The following is a 19331-nucleotide window of genomic DNA, read 5'->3' as shown; positions in this document are numbered from 1 at the left end:
GGCGCTTGCACCTAACCGCTCCACCTCCCGGCCGGCCCGGTATTCTTTTTATCCGGCGGGGCCCGTGCCCACCTCCCCCCCCCACACCCCCCGGCCCAGCGGCGGGGGGCGCGCCAGGGGCCCCCTGCCCGCCCACCGCGGCTGGGACGTGGACGCGCTCCTGGCGCAGGCCGGCATCCCGCCCACCCTGCTGTCGGAGGAACGCTCCCGGGTCACCTGGGAACAGGGCGCCGAGCTGGTGCGGCGAGTGTGGTTGGCCACCGATGACGACCTGCTCGGTCTCGGCCTGCAGCCCGTGCCGCGCGGAATGTTCCGGGTGGTGTGCTTCGGCTTGATCAGCGCGCCCACCCTCGGCGCGGGCATCCGCCGCTTCGAGAGCTTCGAACGGTCGCTGCCCGGGTTCCCGGCGATCGTGTTCACCGAGACCGAGGGCGAAGCGCGGCTGGCCTTCGATATCAGTGCCATCGCCCACCCGATCGCCATTCTCGTCGACACCATGCTGGCCACCACGCACCGCTTCCTCGGCTGGATGATCGGCAGGCGGCTACGGCTGCTGCGGGTGGAGCTCCCGTATCCGCAGGACCCCGAGATCGACGACTACGACATCATCTTCGGTGCGCCCATGGTCTTTTCGGCGGCGGCGCCGACGCTCGTCTTCGACGCCGCGCAGCTGGACGCGCCGATCGTGCGCACCGAGGACGACCTGACCGCCTTCCTGCGCGACGCCCCGTCGGGTGTGATCGGTACCCGCAGCTATTCGGTATCGCTGGCCGCGCAGGTGCGGCGCATCCTCGAACGCGGCCTCTCGGGCCGATGGCCGACCGTCGACGACATCGCGCGGGAACTGCTGATGAGCCCGCAGACCCTGCGCCGCAAGCTGCAGGAGGAGCACACCACGCCGCGCGATATCCGCGAGGAGATCCTGCGCGACGCGGCCATCGCGAGCCTGGTGCGCGGCGAGGAGACCGTCGCCGCGCTCTCCCGCCGCCTCGGCTTCTCCGAACCCAGCGCGTTCTCCCGCGCTTTCCGCCGCTGGACCGGCAGCCCGCCCGGGTCGTATCAGCACCCGCCCGGCGAGTGAGCGATCTGGTCAAGCCCGCGATCGACCGGGTCATCGCCGCCGGCGCGGCACCGCCCTAGCGTCACAGCGGAGCCGACAAGAACAGAGGAGTTCACTCGTGGCCCTGCACCGATCGCCGTGGATGGATGAAGACCTGGACGCGCTGAGGGACCTCGCGCGCCGGTTCTTCGAGAAGGAATGCGCCCCCAACGAGGACCGCTGGGCGCGGCAACATCACATCGACCGCGACATCTGGAACAGAGCGGGCGAACTGGGGCTGCTGTGCCCCAGCATCCCCGAACAGTACGGCGGTGGCGGCGGCACGTTCGCCCACGAGGCCGTCATCCTGGTCGAGCAGATCCGCGCGCTGGCCCCGAGCCTGGGCAACCCCGTGCACAGCGGGATCGTCGCGCACTACCTCAACGCCTACGGCACCGAGGAGCAGAAACTCGCCTGGCTGCCCGGGATGGCCGCCGGCGAGCTCGTCGGCGCGATCGCCATGACCGAGCCCGGCACCGGCTCGGACCTGCAGAACATCAAGACCAAGGCGGTCACCGACGGTGACGATTACGTCATCACCGGGGCCAAGACCTTCATCACCAACGGCTACCTGTCCGACCTGGTGATCGTCGCCTGCAAGACCGCCGACGGCAAAGGGGCCGACTCGGTGTCGCTGATCGTGGTGGAAACCGAGCGAGACGGATTCCGGCGTGGGCGCAACCTGGAGAAGATCGGCCAGCACGGCCAGGACACCTGCGAGCTGTTCTTCGACGGCGTCCGGGTGCCGCGGTCGAATCTGCTGGGGACGACCGAGGGGCTCGGCTTCATCCAGCTCATGCAGCAGCTGCCGCAGGAACGGCTGATCATCGGTGTCATCGCCGCCGCGGCGATCGAGCAGACCGTCGAGATGACCCTCGCCTACACCAAGGAACGCGAAGCCTTCGGCAAGCCGCTGTTCGCGTTCCAGAACACCCAGTTCACCCTCGCCGAGTGCGACACCATCAAGACCATCGCGTGGTCGTTCCTGGACGACTGCATCACCAAGCACCTGCGCGGCGAACTCGACGTGCCCACCGCGGCCAAGGCCAAGTGGTGGCTCACCGAGCAGCAGTGCCGGGTCGCCGACGAATGCCTCCAGATGTTCGGCGGCTACGGCTACATGGCCGAGTACCCGATCTCCCGGATGTACGCCGACGCCCGGATCCAGAAGATCTACGGCGGCGCGAACGAGGTCATGAAGCTCATCATCGGACGCTCGCTGTGAACGCCGGCCCGCTGCGCGGGGTGAAGGTCGTCGAGATGGCGGGTCTGGCGCCCGCTCCGTTCGGCTGCATGATCCTCGCCGATCTGGGCGCCGAGGTGCTTCGCGTCGATCGCGGCGGCGCACCCGGCGCGGGGCTCACTCCCCCGGCTGGCCCGCTGGACCGCGGCAAACACTCTGTGGCGCTGAACGTCAAAGACCCCGCCGACCGCGAAACCCTCTACGCGCTGATCGACCAGGCCGATGTGTTCGTCGAAGGCTATCGACCCGGCGTCGCCGAGCGCCTCGGCATCGGGCCGGAGGAGCTCGCCGCGCGCAATCCGCGGCTGGTCTACGGCCGCATGACCGGGTGGGGCCAGGACGGCCCGCTGGCTCCTCGGGCCGGACACGACATCAACTACATCGCCCTCTCCGGCGCGCTCCACCTGATCGGCCGCGCAGGCGAACGCCCGGTGCCGCCGGGCAATATCCTCGGCGACTTCGCCGGTGGCGGAATGCTTTTGGCGCTCGGTGTGATATCCGCACTCTACGAACGCGCTCGGTCCGGGCAAGGCCAGGTCGTGGACGCGGCGATGGTGGACGGCTCGGCGCTGTTCACCGCATTCATGCACGGCATGCACCAGGCCGGCCTGTGGAACGCCCCGCGCGGGGAAAATCCGCTCGACGGCGGCGCGGCGTTCTACGACACCTACGAATGCGCCGATGGCGGGTACGTGGCGGTCGGCTGCGTCGAAACGCAGTTCTACGCGCAGCTTCTCACCATCCTCGAGATCGACGATCCAGCGCTGCCCTTCCAGCTGGACCCGACCGGATGGCCGCGTCTGAAGCAGGTCATCGGCGCGAAATTCAAGGAGCGAACCCGCGATGAATGGGCTGCCCGCTTCGCCGACTCCGACGCCTGCGTCACCCCCGTCCTCACCCCGTGGGAAGCCTACGAGCACCCCCACCACCAGGCCCGCCACGCCTTCATCGACATCGACGGCCTGCGCCAGCCCGCCCCCGCCCCGCGGTTCACCCGCACCCCCACCACCACCCCGGCTGCACTGACGAAGGATCCCGAACAGATCCGAAGGCTGCTGTCCGCCTGGGGAGTGCCGAAGGAGACGGTCTCTCGTCTCACTTAGGCCGCGATGCGCGCGGTCAGCGAACTGTCTGAAAGGACGACGCCCGAATTCGAACGGTCACAGAGACCGTTCAGCACTCGCGTTCGTTCGCAAGACCGGGCGCGGTCGAAGGTGTGGCGTAGGTCAGATGATCGAACGCGATCTGTGTGCCGGATCCTGGAGCGCGGACGATCGGAGCAGCATGGGCGCGGCTGCGGGAAAGGGTTCTCAGCCAACGAAACTGGGTCGAGGAACAACCGGACCAGATAGAAGAAGCAGGGTGGGCCCGGTCGACAGCCGGGCCCGCGCTGCCATTTCCGTGGACTTCACAGCAGTTACTCCAGGATGGGTCAGCTCGGAGATCGGTTGGTCGCTCTCGAGGAGAGCATTACCTCCAGGTCACCGCGTGAACCCGAACCGGTCACGCCGTCGCGTCGCGGGTTGAGACATCGGCTCAATGCCGAGCTACGTGCGGAGATTGTCGCCAAGTACGAGGCCGTGCCGCCTACTCAGCTCGTGCACGAGTAGAAGATGGGCACGAGGACGGTGATGACGATTCTCGGGGGCTTCTCACTGTCGACTGCGACCGCATCGCCCATCGCGGCGGTTTATACCCCCGACAGGGCGGTCCTCGACACCGGCGGCCCCGTCGAACCCGACTACTTCTGTGGAGCTAACGGGACTCGAAACCCCTGACCCCCACTGGGCAATTCGGGCATCCGACGACAATCCGGCCCCGTCTACAGCCCGTAGACGGCTTCGATTCTTAACTGACCGCGCGAAACCTGCAGGTCGTTCCCGTTCCCATCTTCGATGTGCCCCGCCGAGGAATCGAACCTGCGACCTCGCATATCCCACCAACTCCTCAACCGCACCCTTTGTCAGCGCCTGCAGCGGCAGCCCGCTGGCGTCGATCTGCGCAGGCTGCGGCATCCCGCGTTGGCCTGCGTCGGCGGCAGGATGGTTGCTGGCTGATGGCATGCGAGCGCGGAGCTGAGATAGGTTGCCGAGCATGCGAATTGATAGTCGAAGTGTGCGGTGATGGGACCCGTGCGTGAGCTGGTGAGCCCCCGTACCCGCGAAGCAGTGCGGGACACCATGAGCGGGACTGTGCTGCGCGACATCGACGATATGTGGCAGGACGAACTCTTCGCCCCGCCTGCAGAGGATCCCGAGCCAGTCGGCGGACAGCGGGTGACACGCTTTCAGGGCTATCTGAACCAGGTGAACTGGACCGACCCTGGGCACGTCGCCCGTGCGATGCGTGTCTTCGAGGTAGCGCTACGCCCGTTGTTTTACCACCCGCACGTGCCTGATTGGGATCCGTCCGATCTCATCGAGCGGATCCGGCGTCTTCTCGCCCGTGACGGCTATACGCTGGGCGAGGACGGGGGCATCTCAGGTGGTCCGTCGATAGTGCTCAAGGCTGAAGATCTCAGCAATCTGCGCGACGCGACGGTGATCTTCCAGCATTTGGAGCGCATTGAACATGCAGTCGTCCGGGAGGATCCCGCTCTCGCAATCGGTTCCGCTAAAGAACTGATCGAGAGTACTGCAAAGCTCGTTCTAAGCGAGCGCGGCTTACCTGTCGATGATAGCGCTGACCTGCCGAAACTCGTTGTTTTGGCTGAGGAAGCTCTTCAGCTCCACCCCAAGCAGGCCAAACCAGGGCCAGACGGGTCACAGACCGTCCGGAAGGTATTGGGCGCGGCACAGACGATCACCAGTGGGATCGCGGAGTTGCGCAACGACTACGGCACTGGCCATGGGCGCGAGACTCCGCCACCCGGTTTGGGATCGCGTCATGCCCGGTTAGCCGTGAATGGCGCGCGACTGTGGTGTCAGTTCCTGCTGGATACCCTTGGGGATTCGCAGGCACCGTGGTGCAGAAGCGACGACCCCGACAGCACCGCGACCTAGGAGCTCCGACCGCGCCGTCGCGCGGGTATGCGGCGCACGACTCGGAGCAAACGGGTGCAACACGGCGAGAACGGTCCAGCAGCGAATCAGTGAACTTCTCGTCTGTACGGCATCGCGTGGGCTGGCGGGCACTCACGCCCGGCATCTCGTCACATGAGAGGGCGGTAGCCCCGGATCGGCGTTGTTTCGAGGGGATCGTTGATTTCGAGGGGACCGCTGACGTAGATGGGAATCTCGATCGGGCGAGAAGTGCTTTCGCGCGTGCCGGTATCGAGGTTTGCGGCGATCACTTCTCGGTCGTCGGCGACACCAGGGACACCGAGGAGGGCACGTAGGCGCCCGGCGAAGATGGGTGCGTGGTGCTCGAAGTAGAACAGCACATCGGTGATCTGGATCGAGTGCTCCTCGATGATCCGACGCAGGATCGGGTCGGAGGCCTCCCCCGCTGCTTTGACCAACTCCTCGCAGAACCGCAGCTGGCGGCGGCCGTCGGGCATACCCATGATCATCCGGGCGATGACCTCGTTCACGGTGGCGTGATCCTTGGTCAAGGCGGTGATCATCTTCTGGAATCGTTGAGGGGCCAGCCACGGCAGGACCTCGAACAGTAGCCACCCGCTGGCAGGGTGTTCGGTGAAGAGTTCGGCGATGAACGGCGCGGGATGCGGTGACATCAGCACGGCCTCGCCGAGGCGAGCCAACGGCGGGTACAGATCCGGTATCCCGGTCCATGGCCGCAACCGCTGGTCCCAGTCCCACAGCGCGCTGGCCAACAGCTGGATCGTCTGCTTGCGATCCTTGGACAGCATGATGCCGAAGATCGGCTCGAGGTGGGTCACCGCCTCGATGAGGTGGCCGGTGCCGTGTTCCCCGCCCTGGGTGAGGCGCGGGTCGAGCACCGCGGTGCTCAGCTGGTCGAGGTGCTGACGGTGGACACCGACGAAGGCACGAAGGTTCTCGATGTCGTCCCCGGCGAGACCGATCTCGTTGGGCACCCGGCTGACGTGGCTCAGGCGCACCAGGATCTCGGTGCGCAGTTCCGGGCGCAGTTGCTGGTAGAGGTCGGCCAGGAGGTTCGGGCGTCGCATCGCACGGGAGTGGCCGATGAGCTGGACCGCCGCGACGAACATCTCGTCGCCGTAACTACCGGCCAAGGCCGACAACAGCTTTCCTGCCAACGCCGGGCCATCGGTACCGCTGTCGATGATCCCGCCGAGCATGCTCTCCGGACCGCTGGACAGATCAGCTGTCCGCATGACCACCTCCCGGCGGGCTTGAGCGAGGTCTCTCTTCTTGATCACCCCGGCCAGGCGTCGGCCGAAGGTGATCATCGGGTGCTGCTCGAGGACGCTGAACTCGCCATCGCCGCTCAACGGAGGAGACACCGCAGCGATCCGTTCGGCGATCGCGGTGTTGCGGGACCCGATTTCGGCGAATGTCCTAGAGCTGCGCGGGTAGTCGCGGCGCCGGACCTCCTCCAGCAGCGCCGCCGACATCCCCGGATCGACCGCGGCCGCCAGATAGATCAGGACGTCGACGAGGTCGGAGAAGCAGAAGATCTCGTCCATCTCGTCGACGGCGCGCTGCTCGTCGTTGGCCTCGAGCAACCCGGCCAACCATTCGGCGTTGCGCTTGAGCTCCGGCGACAGTGAGATGCCGACAGATCCCCGTGTCGTCGCCGACGCCGGTGGACGCGACGGCTGCTGCGCGTCGGCGCGCGTCGGCCGCGAGGCGGGTGTGGGTTTCGCCGGGGAGGAGCGCGACTTCGGCGCCGCGGCGTTCCTGGCCCGTCGCAGCTGGGGGTCGAACTCCACGTGCAGGTCGTTCGACGATCTGCCGATCTTGGCGGCCACGCTGGTCAAGATCGCGTCGTAAAAGTCTTGGCGCGGGCCGGTCTTGACCTCACGCATCTGACGACTGCACTGCTTGGCATCCAACCCCAACCCGTGTGCGTCGACGACCTGCTTGTAGGTCAGCTCCGCGTGAACGAGGAGCGCATTGAGGCCGGCGTTCAACTCCGCCGTCGCCTGCGGCAGTCGTGGAAATGCGTCCGGAGAGGTCGGCAGAGGCCGTCCGGCTCGTCGGTTCTCCGGCACCTACACGGCCTTTCCAGTTGTCCGAGCTATCTGTCAGCGAGCACCCCGCTGGTCAAGTGTAGAACTCCACCCTGACAATCCCGAATCTCCACGTAGACAATCACATTCACGCACGTCAGGGACTATTCCTGTTTGGCGGACAATTCCGTGACGCGGTTGAATCGCAATGCGACGGCCAACCGGCGGTCGTACGAAAAGGGACCCGCATCGGCAACTTGACGGCCATCGATGCGGGTCCCGCGTCAGACCAACTCAGAAGGACCTGACAACACATGTTCTCTCATGAGGTCTCCAGATCGAAAGATCCACACGCCGAACAGGACCGGGCACCGCTCGACATTGGGCCTGGCGGCGGTAGCTCTCGGCGGTGCTCGACGCGATCGACGAGGCGGGTAGCGGCATGAATCTGCCAGCATTTGTCATCGTTCTGGTTGTCTGCCTCCTCGCAGCATGGGCAGTCATCTGCGGGCTAGGGGCGGCTTTCTTGGCGCAGAAGAAGGGCCAGGACGGGGCCACGGTAGTCATCGCCGGGTGCGCCGCCGCTGCGGGCGGCCTCGTCATCGCGTGCACCCTGCTGGGCGTGATCGCGGATATGGCCTGAGCGCGCGACTGTCGCGACTGGATCAGATGACGACCGGTTGAGGGCAGCCGGAAGGGACCAAACCCGAAGAAGGCCTGCACCATCACGATGCAGGCCTTCTTCGGTATTCAGTTGGAGACGAGCTGCTACTTGTCGCGCTTGTTGGCGCGGATCCGGATCCACAACCCGAACACGGTAGCCGCGATGCCCCGATCTGGCTGAAAAGGTTGCCGCCCAGCCGATCCCACTCCACTATCGAGGGATGACCGAAACTCGTCAGCAACGTCGCGCACGTGAACGAGCCGCCCAGAAGACCGCCTCCCGGCCCGGCGCGAATCTACGACCTGTCTCTGCAGCAGATGCCTCCGAGACGCTCGGACCAGTGACGATGGAAGTCGAGATCAACTGGTTCGAGCCCCAGGACGGCGCGCCTGAGTTCTGGAGTGCGCAATGGGGTGAGCAGGAATCAGAAGACGAATCGGTGCCTGGCCTTGGCGTGACCTTCACCGAGCACGGAAGCAATTTGCCTGACCTCATCGACGTTGTGCTCGAAGACATCCGGGCCCGATGGGCCAACATCGGCGTTTCAGCAATCGATTGGTCGCTGGACCGCAAGTCCGAACAAGTGCGCGCCACTGAGGGGATCGAGCTTCCCGCTCGGGTTTAAGGGCCGCCAAAGCGGCCGAGGTCCCCTCCCCGGTCAGCAACGAGCGCGGCCCGCGAACGCCGCTAGGCGGAGAAGGAGCGGCAGTGAGGGTGTTGGCGCGCTTCTGCCATTCGTTGACAGCGAGGCCGGTGGCGGGTTGGTGACCGGGGATCCATACTGAGGGTTGCGGGTGGCCTGGTGACGGCTGGGTGACCGCCTACGCGGGTCCGGTAGCCAGGGCTGGGCCGGGGAGCTTGGCCGACGGTGCCACCCGTAGTACGGACCGGAATTCTTGGCGTATTTTGGTCGCGGCCCGATACAAAACCAGGTCAGGCACGGTTACGATGCCTGACCTGGTCGTGGTGCTCCCCCATCTGGACTCGAACCAGAAACCTGCCGCTCTCGAACAGACCAGTCCCAACGGTTCCCAACCGATCCCAAAATAGCCCGCTACCTGCATGTTTGCGGAAACCGGACTACTCATAGATGCCCATCGAAACCCGCCGATTCCCGTCCAAAGCGTGTCGTTTCCGTGTCGTTCAGGGAGACCGAAGTGGGAGCGCTGAATCGAACCCCTGATCTTCTCGGTGCAGGCAGAACGGACTACCACAGACAACGGTAAGCAACAAATCGGACATCAGATCATCGTTCTGACCTGGTGAAACAGGATCGTGACGACAATCCTCGACAACTATCGACAACGGTGGACAACGGAGTGTTCGGCCGAATTAGTGGGGACAAAGCGGGGAGTGCCCTGCGGCCCTCCCGACAGGAACCCATCACGCGGAGCACTCCGTCATCGGTCGAGAATCCTCCCGTGCCCGCCGCGGCCATGCCTGTCGAGGTTTCCAGTTCCAGCCCGAGTGACCTCAGCAGCGACGCGGCCACACCCCGATCTCCACCCTCGCAATCACCACAGACTGCGGCGATCCACTCCGGGGCCGAGTCGGCACCTCGACGCGGCACCTCGACGCACGGGCACGACCCCAGGCGACCGGGTATCGGTCCGTCTCGGCTCATCACCATGGTCGGCGTGGCGGCGGCTTCGCCAGCGTGACCGTCTCGATCGGCGGCGGTGCCGCGACGGCTTCGTGTACTGCCGGGATGCGGCCGTTGGCGACGCCCAGCGGAACCTGCTCCACCGTTCGATACACCGTCGCCGGTTCCTCGCGCCTCGTCACGGAGGTTCCAGCCTCACCGTGCTCGGCCACCGATTCGGCCTTGATCGACGCCGAGGTTCGCCGATAGGCGGCGCCGACGTTGACCCTTCACGTCCTCGACGGTCTCGGCTCGTCGGACCTCCGCTGGTGAAGCAAGGCCTCTGACCGCGACTCCTGACCACCAAAGCCCCCAAGCAAGGGGATCAGCCTATGCAACCGACATCGCCATCAGCCGCCTATAACCAGCCCACTACGAGCGACGACGAGCGCACCGACCGCGCGCACGTCTTCTTCTGGACCGAGCTCTGTATCGCCGGCGGAGTCAGCGTGATCGGCAACGCGACCCAGGCCGTCCTGCACACCACGGCCCTGCCCGTGGTCGCAGCCACTGTCGCGGTCATTCCGCCCCTGGCGTTGCTGGCTGCCGTTCATGGTGTTGCGCTGCTCGCACGCGCCGACACCGTCTCGGTCGCTGCGCGTCGCGCTGCGACCGCCTTGACCGTGGTGATCGCGGGCGGGGCGTTCTGGCTGTCGTTCACCGCGCTCCGCGCCTTGGCGATCACCGCGGGCGTGCCCGCTGGCGAAGCGTGGCTGTGGCCGCTCATCGTGGAGGGAAGCATGACGCAAAGTTCGCTGGCCCTGCTGATTCTGGCGCACGCACACCAACCCAACACCGGCATCGAAGCGGCATCTCAGACGCCAGCACGGTTACCCGCCCTCGAACCACGCCCGACCGAGGGTGTCCGAGCAGCACTGCCCGCCGCGCCGCCGGAACCTTCCGAACTCGTCGAGGAATTCCTCGACGATCGGATCAGATCAGACATCGACTTGGAGGCGTTGGCGACGTCGATCTGCGACCAAGACCCTGGCGGGCGTCGCGATCGTGCGACCGTCTTTGCGGTGCTGACCCATCGCTACCTCGATGATTGGAGCGCCACCCGCATTGCACGCGAACTCGGACGCAGCCGGTCCGCGGTCAGCCGGATCCTGCGCGATGCCGAACGACTGCATGTAAGAGCTGCTACCGACCGTGCGCACGCCGACAACGACCCACCCGCCGACCGTGCGCACACCGGTCCAACCGTGCGCACGTAGGGCGCGACTACCCGGCAGGGTGTGCGCACGCTGCGTTCGGCCGTGCGCACGGCCCACTACCTGTGACCGGTTGGGGCAGACACTGTTTCGACCTGTGCGCACGGGGCTGAACATTTGCCGGATGTGGTTCACGCCACATCGACAGTGGCTGCGGTCCGGTGTTTGATCGATGCACGGTTCGTTGCCAGGTACCACTCTTCTCGTGCTCTTCTCCAGCGAAACCATGTCCTTGGGGGACCTGTGAACTTCGATATGTCCTGTCCGCAGTGCGATCGCGTCGACTGGGTTCAGAACGTTCCCGCTGTCATGTCCGATGGCACCCACGGCGGCTACAGCACCGGCGTGTACGCCGGTGTCGGACTCGCGCCCGGTGGATTGTTTCCTGTCGCTGGCACATCCATGCACGAGTACAGCCACAGCTCCGCTCTCGCGAGAAGCCTGGCTTGGCAGCCGATTTTGCCGTCCGCGGGTCGGTTGTTCGCCGTGGGCGTAGGTTTGGGCCTTTTCGTCCTACTCATCTACGCCATGTGCTTCGCCTCGCTGCAGAACGATCCAGTACCAGCCGATACCGTTCATCTCATCGTGTACCTGATTGGGCTGTTCATGGTTCCGGTTGTGCTGTCTGTGCCGGTGGTCGCGATCCTGATCGCCGCTATCAAACGCTCGAACCGAAGCAGCAAGGTTCTGGCAGGGCGTAACAGGGCTCGTGGCGTGTGGAGTCACGCCTACTACTGCCACCGGTGTGGTGTCGTCTACTGGCCGTATCCGACCGAGCCCGGTGTCCCGCACCGGGTCCCGCTCGCTCCGGCGCAATTCCGTTGGCATGTCTGGAACACCGGGGGCTACGCCAAACTCTGACTTGGCGTATCAGTGCTCAGTGCGTCCCGTGGACCAGCGGAACCCACTTCGACGTCACTTCGGGCGACTAGGCCTCCACCTGGCACATCACTCGGATCATCCTGTCCGCCAGGGCTGGCGGCTGATTTTTCGGCCGCTCGGGCCAGGGTCGTGAGTTGCCGAAGTTGTTTGCTGGTGAGTTCGAGTAGTGCACCGATGCTCGCGTCCGTCTCGCCCAGCTCGCGCATCGTCGTCACCGCTGCGGCTTGCTGGCCGCGCCATCTCGTGACTTCGGCGTCGTACTCGCGTTCGAACTGTTCGATCCGCTGACGGAGCTCGCCGACGCGCTGCTCGTGTATGCCGGTGCGCTGTCGGATCGCTCCTGCCGCGTGTAGGTAGGTCTGGACCGCGTCCATCGTCGCGGTTTCGCGGCGTCTGGCTGCCTCACGCCGCGCTTTCATCAATTTCTGGACTTCGTCCAACCGCCGAGTCGACTCGGGGTCGCGCTTGGACCGTCGTTGTTTGCCAGCAGGCATCTCGATCTCCTGAGAGTGGCCCTGCCAGCGGCTCTTCCGCCTGCCAGCCTACTCCGCCGAATCGGGCCCTCGCCAGCATCGCGACGGCAACACCCCGGCGCTACAGGTTCTTTCACATCCCTTACGGATCCGCTTGCGCTCGCTGTTTCCCGCGACGCGTACTGCCCAGCGGTTCGGCCCGGTGACCGGGTGAGCCACTTTGCGTTCTATCCCGACCATTCCCATCCGCACAGTTTCTCGAAGAAGGGAAACCGATGACCGCCATGCTCACCAAGATCGAGCCGATTCTCCGTGAGATCGCCGGATCGGAGTTCGCCAAGTCCCTCCTCACGACGCTCAGGCAGCAGGATTGGGCCGAGGACGAGATTCGTCGCGCGCAGCAGGCTTATCCCGATGTGGCTGATGTGTTGCATCACAGCTTTTCGCTGTTGACCGCGACCGAAGATCGGATGGCCACCGAGTTCGTCTATCGGGCGCATGCCCGGGAGCTGCTCGAGCGGGTCGCGACCGGGGTGTCGACCAAGCCGGGGACCTCGGTCGAGGTCGTGCTGTCGCTGATGCGCGCGAGCTTGGTGACGCCGTTGAACACCACCGCGTTCGGCCTGTACGCACGGATGTGGCGTCAAGCCGGACTGCCCGCCGTCGAAGGCCTGGGCGAGGAGGTGGGTGAGCACTACGAGGCGCTCAACGCCAGTCGGATCGATGAGTTCGAGGCGATCGCCCGGCGCAAGCTCGCCCAGCCCTCCCGTGTGCTGAAGCTGGTCACCTGCGAGGGCCGCCATCTCGGCGAACGGGTCGACTGCCGCCTGGCAACTGCACGCGCCGCCTGACCTGTCCCGGTACCTCGGCCAGGTATTCGTCCTGTTTTCACGCCGCATCCGGTTTTCGGGTGCGGCGTTCGTCGTCTTTTGAAGGGGTTTGCTGTGCCCGATCTCGATCTTCCTGACCCGTGCGGGGTCTGCCGATCCCGCGAACCCGGTACACGTCTGTCGATCGACGGCGGAATCGTCTGCCACGCATGCGCCCGAACCTGCGCGCAGTGTTACCGCTGCGGCGTGCGTTCGCTCGCCCTCACCGACACCGGCATCGGGCGGCGCCTGTGTGCGGACTGTGCGACCGGATTGAACCCGTGCGCGTCGTGTACGGAGGTGACCTTCACCGGTCTGCGCACCGACACCGGCGGTTTCGTCTGCGGGATCTGCGCGCACCAGTTGTTCGACCAGTGCTTCCGGTGCGAGCGGTTCACCCGCCACAGCCGCTACGTCGTCGGCAACCACCGCACCTGCCCTACGTGCGCTCAGGAGCTGCGGCCGTGTCCGGACTGCGGCACGTTGCTGGCGGGGCGGCGCGGGTGTGATCGGTGCGCTGACCGGCACACGTTGTGGAACTACACCTACCGGCCCGACCCGATCTTCCACGGCACCGGCCCGTTGTTCCTCGGGCTGGAACTGGAAGTCGTTGTACCCGAAGACTGTTTCGAGGCCGCGATCGCGACCGCCACCGACGCACTCGGATCGCTCGGGTATCTCAAGCGTGATTCCTCGATCCGGCCCATGGGTTTCGAGATCGTGTGCCACCCGATGACCTACCAGTACGCCCTCACCGAATTCCCGTGGCAGGTCCTGCACCAGCTCTCCCGGTTGGGGTGTCAGACCGGTGCCGGTGTCGGATTGCACGTGCATGCCTCCCGGGCCGGGTTCACCGGTCCCGCCCACATTTTCCGGTGGATGAAGCTGGTCTACCGCAACTCCGACCAGGTCTCGCGGTTGGCGCGACGCACCAGCCGCTACGCCCCGTTCGAACCCGACACCCGCTCCCGGGCCAAGGACCTGGCCAAAGGTGCTCGCCACGCGGTGGGTTTGCCCCGCTACCAGGCGATCAACCCCCACCCCCGCGACACCCTCGAGCTGAGGGTCTTCGCCAGCACTCTCGACCCCGGCCAGGTGCAGGCGGCGTTGGCGTTCACCGAGGCCTCCATCGCCTACACCGCCGACCTCACCGTCGCCCAGATCCACGCAGGTGGGTGGGACTGGGACCAGTTCACCGACTGGCTCACCCACCGCCTCGAATACGCCCCTTTAGTCGCTGAGCTCGCACACCTTGCCGACCAGATCGACGAACAGGAGGGCGTGCTGTGTGCCTCTTGACCTTCATCCCCGCCTCCGTCGCCCCGGACCCGGCCGCGTTGCGTCACGGCGCCGACGCGAATCCGCACGGGCACGGGTTCGCCGTCATCGCCGGTACCAGGATCGTGACCGGGCACGGCATGAACGCCGAGGAAGTGATCGACCTGTTCGCCCGGGTCCGGGCCCAGCATCCGCGGCGTCCGGCGTTGTTTCATTCCCGCTACGCCACCCACGGCATCCGCACCGTCGACAACTGCCACCCCTTCCCCCTCGGCCGCGACCGGCGGACGGTGTTGGCGCACAACGGTGTCCTGCCCAAACGGGTGCACCCGGGCCCGTATGACTGGCGATCCGACACCCGCATCGCCGCCGAGGACTACCTCCCACGCCAGCCGTTCGGGTCGATCGACACCCACAAGGGATTTCGTGGGCTCGAATCCTGGCTGGGGTCATCCAAGCTGCTCATCCTCACCGTCGACCCCGCCTTCGACCAGCAGGTCTATCTGCTCAACGAGTCGAAAGGCTTGTGGGACAACGGGATCTGGTACTCCAATCGCAGCTATCTGCCCTGGTCGCAGCGGTACGGCACGCATCGCCGTTCGATGTGCCGCAGCTGTGAGACCGTCGACGAGTACCGCGTCGGCCGCTACTGCACCACGTGCGGGTGGTGCTTCGCCTGCGAGAACCGGTTCCCGCACTGCGAATGCCGCCGACCGCGACCCCGCTCGACGCGCCACCGTGCCTCCAAGTGGCCACTCGCGCTGCCGGCGGCGAAACCACCGCCGGCCCCGAGTACCTGACCGGGCGGTCGCGCCCGCAATCCACCAAAGCTTTCCCCTGAGCCTGCACCCGTCGGTGCGGGCTTTCGTCGTTTCCACGGAAGGAATTCGATGCCCACCGCTGTCTTGGTCGATCTCGCCGAATGCGAAGCCTGTTCAGCCCGCCGCCCGACTGCGGAGCTGGTCGAGACCGCCGAGAACGAACAACTCTGCTCCGGCTGTGTCGCTGCCCTCGACCTGTGCGAGCGGTGCGATCTCCCCGCCCGCGACACCGCGCTGACCACCGCGGACGACTACTGGTGTGCTGGTTGCCGAGCCCCCTGCACCGTGTGCGAGGACTGCGAGCGCTACGCGCCCTACATCGTGGCGGTCCTCTCCGGCGGTGACGTGTGCGAGTCTTGTGCCGAGTCCTACACCAGCTGTGACGACTGCGATCTGCGTACCGCCGACTCCTACACCGTCGACGGTGATCGGGCGGTGTGCGAGGACTGCCGCGACGACTACACCCGATGCCACGGGTGTCGCACCCTCGTCCGGGGACGTGAGTACTACTGCGACGACTGCGCCCAGCCCGACGATTCCCGTGTCCACGACTCCGACTTCACTCCGCACCCGGTGTTCCACGGGCAAGGGCCGCTGTTTCTGGGCATGGAACTCGAACTCCGCACCACCGTGCACGGCTATGAGGACTCGGTCGCGACCGCGAACAGCCACCTCGACGGGTTGGGCTACCTCAAATACGACGGGTCGATCAGTTGCGGGTTCGAACTGGTCACCCACCCGATGAGTTTCGACTACGCCATCAGCGAGTTCCCGTGGGCGCTGTTGACGCGGCTGCGGTTGCTGGGTTGTCACACCGATGACGAGGTCGGCATCCACGTCCACGTGTCGCGGGCCGGGTTCGACTCCCCCGCCCACATCTACCGATGGCTCAAACTCGTCTACCGCAACGAAACCCACGTCACCGCGCTGGCGCGGCGCCGCGACTCGCAATGGGCCAGCTTCGACCCCGACACCCGCGACATGGCCAAACACCTCGCCCACGGCGGACACGGGTGGGGCCGCTATCACGCCATCAACGCCCGACCCGCGCACACCTTCGAGCTGCGGGTCTTCGCCAGCTCACTCGACCGCCGCGAGGTGAAAGCCGCGCTCGGATTCGCCCACGCCTCCGTCGAATACACGCGCGCCCTGCGCGCCCACGACGTCGTCGCCGGCCAGGGCTGGGACTGGGCCACCTTCACCGACTGGGTGGCAGCGCGACCGAAATACGCCGCGCTCACTGCAGAACTCGCCGCGCTGACCGGAACCCTCCAGGGCGCGTCCACCGGAATCCAGGAGGACCTTGCATGTGCATCCTGACCGTCATCAAACCCGGCATCACCCCCGATTACCATGCACTCGCCGCCGGCGCGGTCGCGAACCCGCACGGGCACGGCTGGGCCGTGCACGCCGGGCACCGGCTCATCGTCGGCCACGGCCTCGACCCAGAGAACACCATCACCGAATTCGCGCACGCCCGAACCGAGTTCCCGGACGGGCCGGCGTTGTTCCATTCCCGCTTCGCCACCCACGGTGACCACACCACCGCCAACTGTCACCCCTTTGCCATCGGCGGGGACAAACGCAGCGTGCTCGCCCACAACGGGATCCTGCCCGAACACGTCCACCCACTCAAGGGTGATGACCGCTCCGATACCCGCATCGCGGCCGAGGATTTCCTGCCCCAGAACCCGTTCGGATCATTGGATTCCTGGACCGGCAGGGAACGGTTCGAACGGTGGCTGGGCACCGACAAGGCCGCCATCCTCACCGTCGACCCCGCCTACAAACACCCCGCCTACATCTTCAACGAACACCGCGGGCACTGGCGCGACGGGTCGTGGTACTCCAACCACACCTACGAGCTGGGCCGATACCCGGCCGGAGCCTTCTACGACTACGAGTTCGGCGACGGGTTCTGCGACAACTGCGGAGCAGAGTACGACAACCCCGACGGCCCACACTGCCCACACTGCGGCTTCTGCGAACGGTGCCTGAACGCCTACCCGCGCTGCAACTGCGCAGCCAACGCCTACGACTACCTCCTCGAACTCGACACCGCCTGAACGCCTTTCGCGCTCCATCTGGAGCCCTCTTGGAGAGGACACCCCGATGACCTATCCACTGACCGTTCCGCCCTTGCGCCACAGGGTGCGCGCCGCCCTGAACCAGTTGCGTGGCCTCGGCCCTGTCGCTGACCCGGTGACCGGTTCGACCGAGTCGACCATGGTGGTGGCCGCACTGCACGAGGCCCGCCACAACAACCTGCCCGTCACCGTCCGCACCCGCGGTGGGCATCTGATGCCGCGGTTGAGCGTGGATACCGTCGGCGCCCGCCACGCCAACCTGAGCACCGATGCCGGGGAGCAGGTGATCGTGCCGTTGCGGTTCATCGAATCCGTGCAACACCAGCGGCCCACCTCCGACGGCGACCAGGGGCTGCTGTGAACACCACCGTGGTCGGGGCGGCCGAGCCATCACGCTGGACCGCGCGCCTGCACCCAATCCCGCGCCCTGCTCGGGAGGTGTTCGTCATCGGCTGGCACGCCGCATTCGCCGACACCCCCGCCGCGGGAACCCCGATCGCGGTCTTCCCCCACACCGAGATCGTTCCCGATCACCTGCCCGTGATGGCGTTGGTGCGCATCGAACACGCCACCGCGATCGACACCATCACCGCCGACGGGACCCGCGAAACCCGTTGGGGTGACGACCCGTTCGGGATCGCGAAGACCGGGATCAGTTGGCGGCTGGTCCCCGCCCACCTCGCCGAGGACCGGTGGGTAATCGCGCCCGGCTGGTGGGCCGCCAGCGGCGAGGAAGCCGTGCTGCCGACCTCGGTCACCGAGCACGCCCTCGGCGCACCCACCGTGGTGCCCGTCTATGACCACGACCCCCACACCGGCAAACGCTGGACATCGTGATCACCCACGTCGGAGAACTCACCAACTGGCTGCAAGCCCAGATCCCCGACCCCGACGAGGACCTCTACGAGCCCTGGAACACCGGCACCCCGACCACCACCAGCCTGGTGTCGCTGATCCACCTGCGCGTGCAAACACCCTTCGCTCCCGACCAAGCGACCACCGTCGTCCTGGTCGCTCACCGATCCGCCACCGAGGACACCGCACCCGATATCGAGCCACCAGATCCGAGGCCTCCTTGCCCGACTCCCCCACTTCCCGACCGCCCACGCCCGAGCGTGTTCCGATCCCCGCGCGCCTGGCGAAAGCACCGATCTCGTCAGGACTCGTAGTCCCCCACATCACCCTCGCCCACCGCGACCGCACCCGCCCGGTATGGGGAAACATCGACCCACACCGGCTCGCAGAAGTCCTGCACCACAAGCGATGTCAGGTGTGCGGGGAAGGACTCGACGACACCCTGGTGTTGATGATCCGACCGTCGGACTACCTACGCGGCGTCGCCGTCGAACCCGGCTTGCACCCCGAGTGCGCCTGGTACAGCCGTCAGGCTTGCGTGATGCTGGCCGGGCACGTCGACCGCTACAACCCCGTCGGCAACGCCCCGCTCACCCGATGCGGTGACCCGTTGTGCCGCTGCCGGTACTGGGCGCCCCCGGAGAACACCACCCCGGGTCGGGAGGGCAAACCGGCCGAGGCATGGTACGAGGCCTGGATCCGGCTCGACGACTACGACGTCTTCACCGTCCCGGCCGACGAATCCGGGCCAGCGGCCACCGGTATCGCCCTCCGCGGCGTGCCGTTGCGGCGGTTGCGCAAGGTCCGCGACCCGGCACCGAATTCCGACGATTCCCAGCCGATCGACTTGCTCGCCGCACACATCGCCGGCCGCAAACTGTGGGAAACCCTCGGCCTCACCGAAAGACCTGAGACCGGCGACTAGCCGATGACCCGGCGTAGTGCGCTGGCTGTCGGTTCGCCCACTCGATACACGCCCGCCAGTCCGGGAGGTGACCGGCGCTCACGATATCCACATGTTGTGGATACCTCTGTGGACAACCACAACAGGAGCCGTCCACCGACCCGGACCCACATTCGGTCGCGACGCGCAACCGACGGTCCAGCATCGCGCCTTCTGATTCCTCACCGGCCACTGAGCCCGCACC

20 protein-coding genes are annotated in these 19331 nt (G+C 66.2%); 17 read left to right on the top strand and 3 right to left on the bottom strand.

Annotated features, from left to right (window positions below):
- Positions 1-148: 148 nt before the first annotated feature.
- From QH270_RS22135 to QH270_RS22120, 4 genes are all read left to right on the top strand, one after another.
- Positions 149-1081 (top strand): AraC family transcriptional regulator, encoded by a 933-nt coding sequence (locus QH270_RS22135; RefSeq protein ID WP_280345668.1) that lies wholly within the window; start codon positions 149-151, stop codon positions 1079-1081.
- 121 nt (positions 1082-1202) lie between these two features.
- The gene (locus QH270_RS22130) at positions 1203-2324 is read left to right on the top strand and encodes an acyl-CoA dehydrogenase family protein (RefSeq protein ID WP_280345670.1); all 1122 of its coding nucleotides are present in this window, start codon (positions 1203-1205) and stop codon (positions 2322-2324) included.
- Complete coding sequence (locus tag QH270_RS22125; RefSeq protein ID WP_280345666.1) at positions 2321-3445, top strand: CaiB/BaiF CoA transferase family protein; 1125 nt, start codon at positions 2321-2323, stop codon at positions 3443-3445. The genes QH270_RS22130 and QH270_RS22125 overlap by 4 nt, the downstream gene beginning before the upstream one ends.
- 1029 nt (positions 3446-4474) lie before the next feature.
- Positions 4475-5344: an abortive infection family protein gene (locus tag QH270_RS22120; protein WP_280345664.1), complete on the top strand. Its 870-nt coding sequence runs from the start codon at positions 4475-4477 to the stop codon at positions 5342-5344.
- A 149-nt stretch (positions 5345-5493) separates the two neighbouring features.
- On the opposite strand, the gene QH270_RS22115 is transcribed toward QH270_RS22120, so the two are convergent.
- Positions 5494-7254, bottom strand: coding sequence for a hypothetical protein (locus tag QH270_RS22115; protein WP_280345661.1), 1761 nt, complete (start codon positions 7252-7254; stop codon positions 5494-5496).
- 553 nt (positions 7255-7807) lie between these two features.
- Between QH270_RS22115 and QH270_RS22110 the strand changes: the two genes are divergently transcribed.
- Entirely contained in the window at positions 7808-8041 is a 234-nt protein-coding gene (locus QH270_RS22110; RefSeq protein WP_280345658.1) for a hypothetical protein, read from the top strand.
- A 241-nt stretch (positions 8042-8282) separates the two neighbouring features.
- Positions 8283-8687: a hypothetical protein gene (locus tag QH270_RS22105; protein WP_280345654.1), complete on the top strand. Its 405-nt coding sequence runs from the start codon at positions 8283-8285 to the stop codon at positions 8685-8687.
- A 998-nt stretch (positions 8688-9685) separates the two neighbouring features.
- Here QH270_RS22105 and QH270_RS22100 read toward each other — a convergent pair.
- Positions 9686-9847 carry a hypothetical protein gene (locus tag QH270_RS22100; RefSeq protein WP_280345651.1) on the bottom strand — a complete coding sequence of 54 codons (162 nt, stop codon included), beginning with the start codon at positions 9845-9847 and terminating at the stop codon, positions 9686-9688.
- A gap of 189 nt (positions 9848-10036) precedes the next feature.
- On the opposite strand from QH270_RS22100, the gene QH270_RS22095 reads away from it, so the two are divergent.
- Both QH270_RS22095 and QH270_RS22090 read left to right on the top strand, forming a co-directional pair.
- Positions 10037-10921 carry a DUF2637 domain-containing protein gene (locus QH270_RS22095; protein ID WP_280345648.1) on the top strand — a complete coding sequence of 295 codons (885 nt, stop codon included), beginning with the start codon at positions 10037-10039 and terminating at the stop codon, positions 10919-10921.
- A 240-nt stretch (positions 10922-11161) separates the two neighbouring features.
- A complete protein-coding gene (locus tag QH270_RS22090) occupies positions 11162-11779 on the top strand; it encodes a hypothetical protein (protein ID WP_280345645.1) in 618 nt (205 codons plus the stop codon).
- Here the strand turns inward: QH270_RS22090 and QH270_RS22085 are convergent.
- Positions 11764-12240 carry a hypothetical protein gene (locus QH270_RS22085; protein ID WP_280345642.1) on the bottom strand — a complete coding sequence of 159 codons (477 nt, stop codon included), beginning with the start codon at positions 12238-12240 and terminating at the stop codon, positions 11764-11766. The genes QH270_RS22090 and QH270_RS22085 overlap by 16 nt on opposite strands.
- A gap of 308 nt (positions 12241-12548) precedes the next feature.
- On the opposite strand from QH270_RS22085, the gene QH270_RS22080 reads away from it, so the two are divergent.
- From QH270_RS22080 to QH270_RS22040, 9 genes are all read left to right on the top strand, one after another.
- The gene (locus tag QH270_RS22080; RefSeq protein ID WP_280345639.1) at positions 12549-13124 is read left to right on the top strand and encodes a hypothetical protein; all 576 of its coding nucleotides are present in this window, start codon (positions 12549-12551) and stop codon (positions 13122-13124) included.
- A gap of 225 nt (positions 13125-13349) precedes the next feature.
- Entirely contained in the window at positions 13350-14441 is a 1092-nt protein-coding gene (locus QH270_RS22075) for a hypothetical protein (RefSeq protein WP_280345636.1), read from the top strand.
- Entirely contained in the window at positions 14429-15220 is a 792-nt protein-coding gene (locus QH270_RS22070) for a hypothetical protein (protein WP_280345633.1), read from the top strand. The genes QH270_RS22075 and QH270_RS22070 overlap by 13 nt, the downstream gene beginning before the upstream one ends.
- Positions 15221-15310: 90 nt before the next feature.
- A complete protein-coding gene (locus QH270_RS22065; RefSeq protein WP_280345630.1) occupies positions 15311-16561 on the top strand; it encodes an amidoligase family protein in 1251 nt (416 codons plus the stop codon).
- A complete protein-coding gene (locus QH270_RS22060) occupies positions 16549-17307 on the top strand; it encodes a class II glutamine amidotransferase (protein ID WP_280345627.1) in 759 nt (252 codons plus the stop codon). The genes QH270_RS22065 and QH270_RS22060 overlap by 13 nt, the downstream gene beginning before the upstream one ends.
- A 46-nt stretch (positions 17308-17353) precedes the next feature.
- Positions 17354-17689, top strand: a complete 336-nt coding sequence (locus QH270_RS22055) for a hypothetical protein (protein ID WP_280345625.1) — start codon at positions 17354-17356, stop codon at positions 17687-17689.
- Positions 17686-18165 (top strand): hypothetical protein, encoded by a 480-nt coding sequence (locus tag QH270_RS22050; protein WP_280345622.1) that lies wholly within the window; start codon positions 17686-17688, stop codon positions 18163-18165. Before QH270_RS22055 ends, QH270_RS22050 begins: the two co-directional genes overlap by 4 nt.
- Positions 18162-18497 (top strand): hypothetical protein, encoded by a 336-nt coding sequence (locus QH270_RS22045; protein ID WP_280345620.1) that lies wholly within the window; start codon positions 18162-18164, stop codon positions 18495-18497. The genes QH270_RS22050 and QH270_RS22045 overlap by 4 nt, the downstream gene beginning before the upstream one ends.
- A gap of 137 nt (positions 18498-18634) precedes the next feature.
- On the top strand, positions 18635-19108 hold the full coding sequence (locus tag QH270_RS22040) for a hypothetical protein (RefSeq protein ID WP_280345618.1): 474 nt from the start codon (positions 18635-18637) through the stop codon (positions 19106-19108).
- Positions 19109-19331 lie beyond the last annotated feature (223 nt).

Source organism: Nocardia neocaledoniensis (assembly GCF_029868625.1).
GTDB classification, from domain to species: Bacteria; Actinomycetota; Actinomycetes; order Mycobacteriales; family Mycobacteriaceae; genus Nocardia; species Nocardia neocaledoniensis_A.
Note: the sequence above shows the minus strand (reverse complement) of the source record. Positions and strands in the feature narration are given on the sequence as shown.

What these genes read in the sequence shown, in the direction of transcription:
- QH270_RS22130 (WP_280345670.1), top strand. Translation starts at nt 1,203, where the DNA reads ATGGATGAAGACCTGGACGCGCTGAGGGACCTCGCGCGCCGGTTCTTC.
- QH270_RS22065 (WP_280345630.1), top strand. Translation starts at nt 15,311, where the DNA reads ATGCCCACCGCTGTCTTGGTCGATCTCGCCGAATGCGAAGCCTGTTCA.
- QH270_RS22095 (WP_280345648.1), top strand. Translation starts at nt 10,037, where the DNA reads ATGCAACCGACATCGCCATCAGCCGCCTATAACCAGCCCACTACGAGC.
- QH270_RS22060 (WP_280345627.1), top strand. Translation starts at nt 16,549, where the DNA reads ATGTGCATCCTGACCGTCATCAAACCCGGCATCACCCCCGATTACCAT.
- QH270_RS22080 (WP_280345639.1), top strand. Translation starts at nt 12,549, where the DNA reads ATGACCGCCATGCTCACCAAGATCGAGCCGATTCTCCGTGAGATCGCC.
- QH270_RS22115 (WP_280345661.1), bottom strand. Translation starts at nt 7,254, where the DNA reads ATGCGTGAGGTCAAGACCGGCCCGCGCCAAGACTTTTACGACGCGATC.
- QH270_RS22055 (WP_280345625.1), top strand. Translation starts at nt 17,354, where the DNA reads ATGACCTATCCACTGACCGTTCCGCCCTTGCGCCACAGGGTGCGCGCC.
- QH270_RS22105 (WP_280345654.1), top strand. Translation starts at nt 8,283, where the DNA reads ATGACCGAAACTCGTCAGCAACGTCGCGCACGTGAACGAGCCGCCCAG.
- QH270_RS22040 (WP_280345618.1), top strand. Translation starts at nt 18,635, where the DNA reads ATGATCCGACCGTCGGACTACCTACGCGGCGTCGCCGTCGAACCCGGC.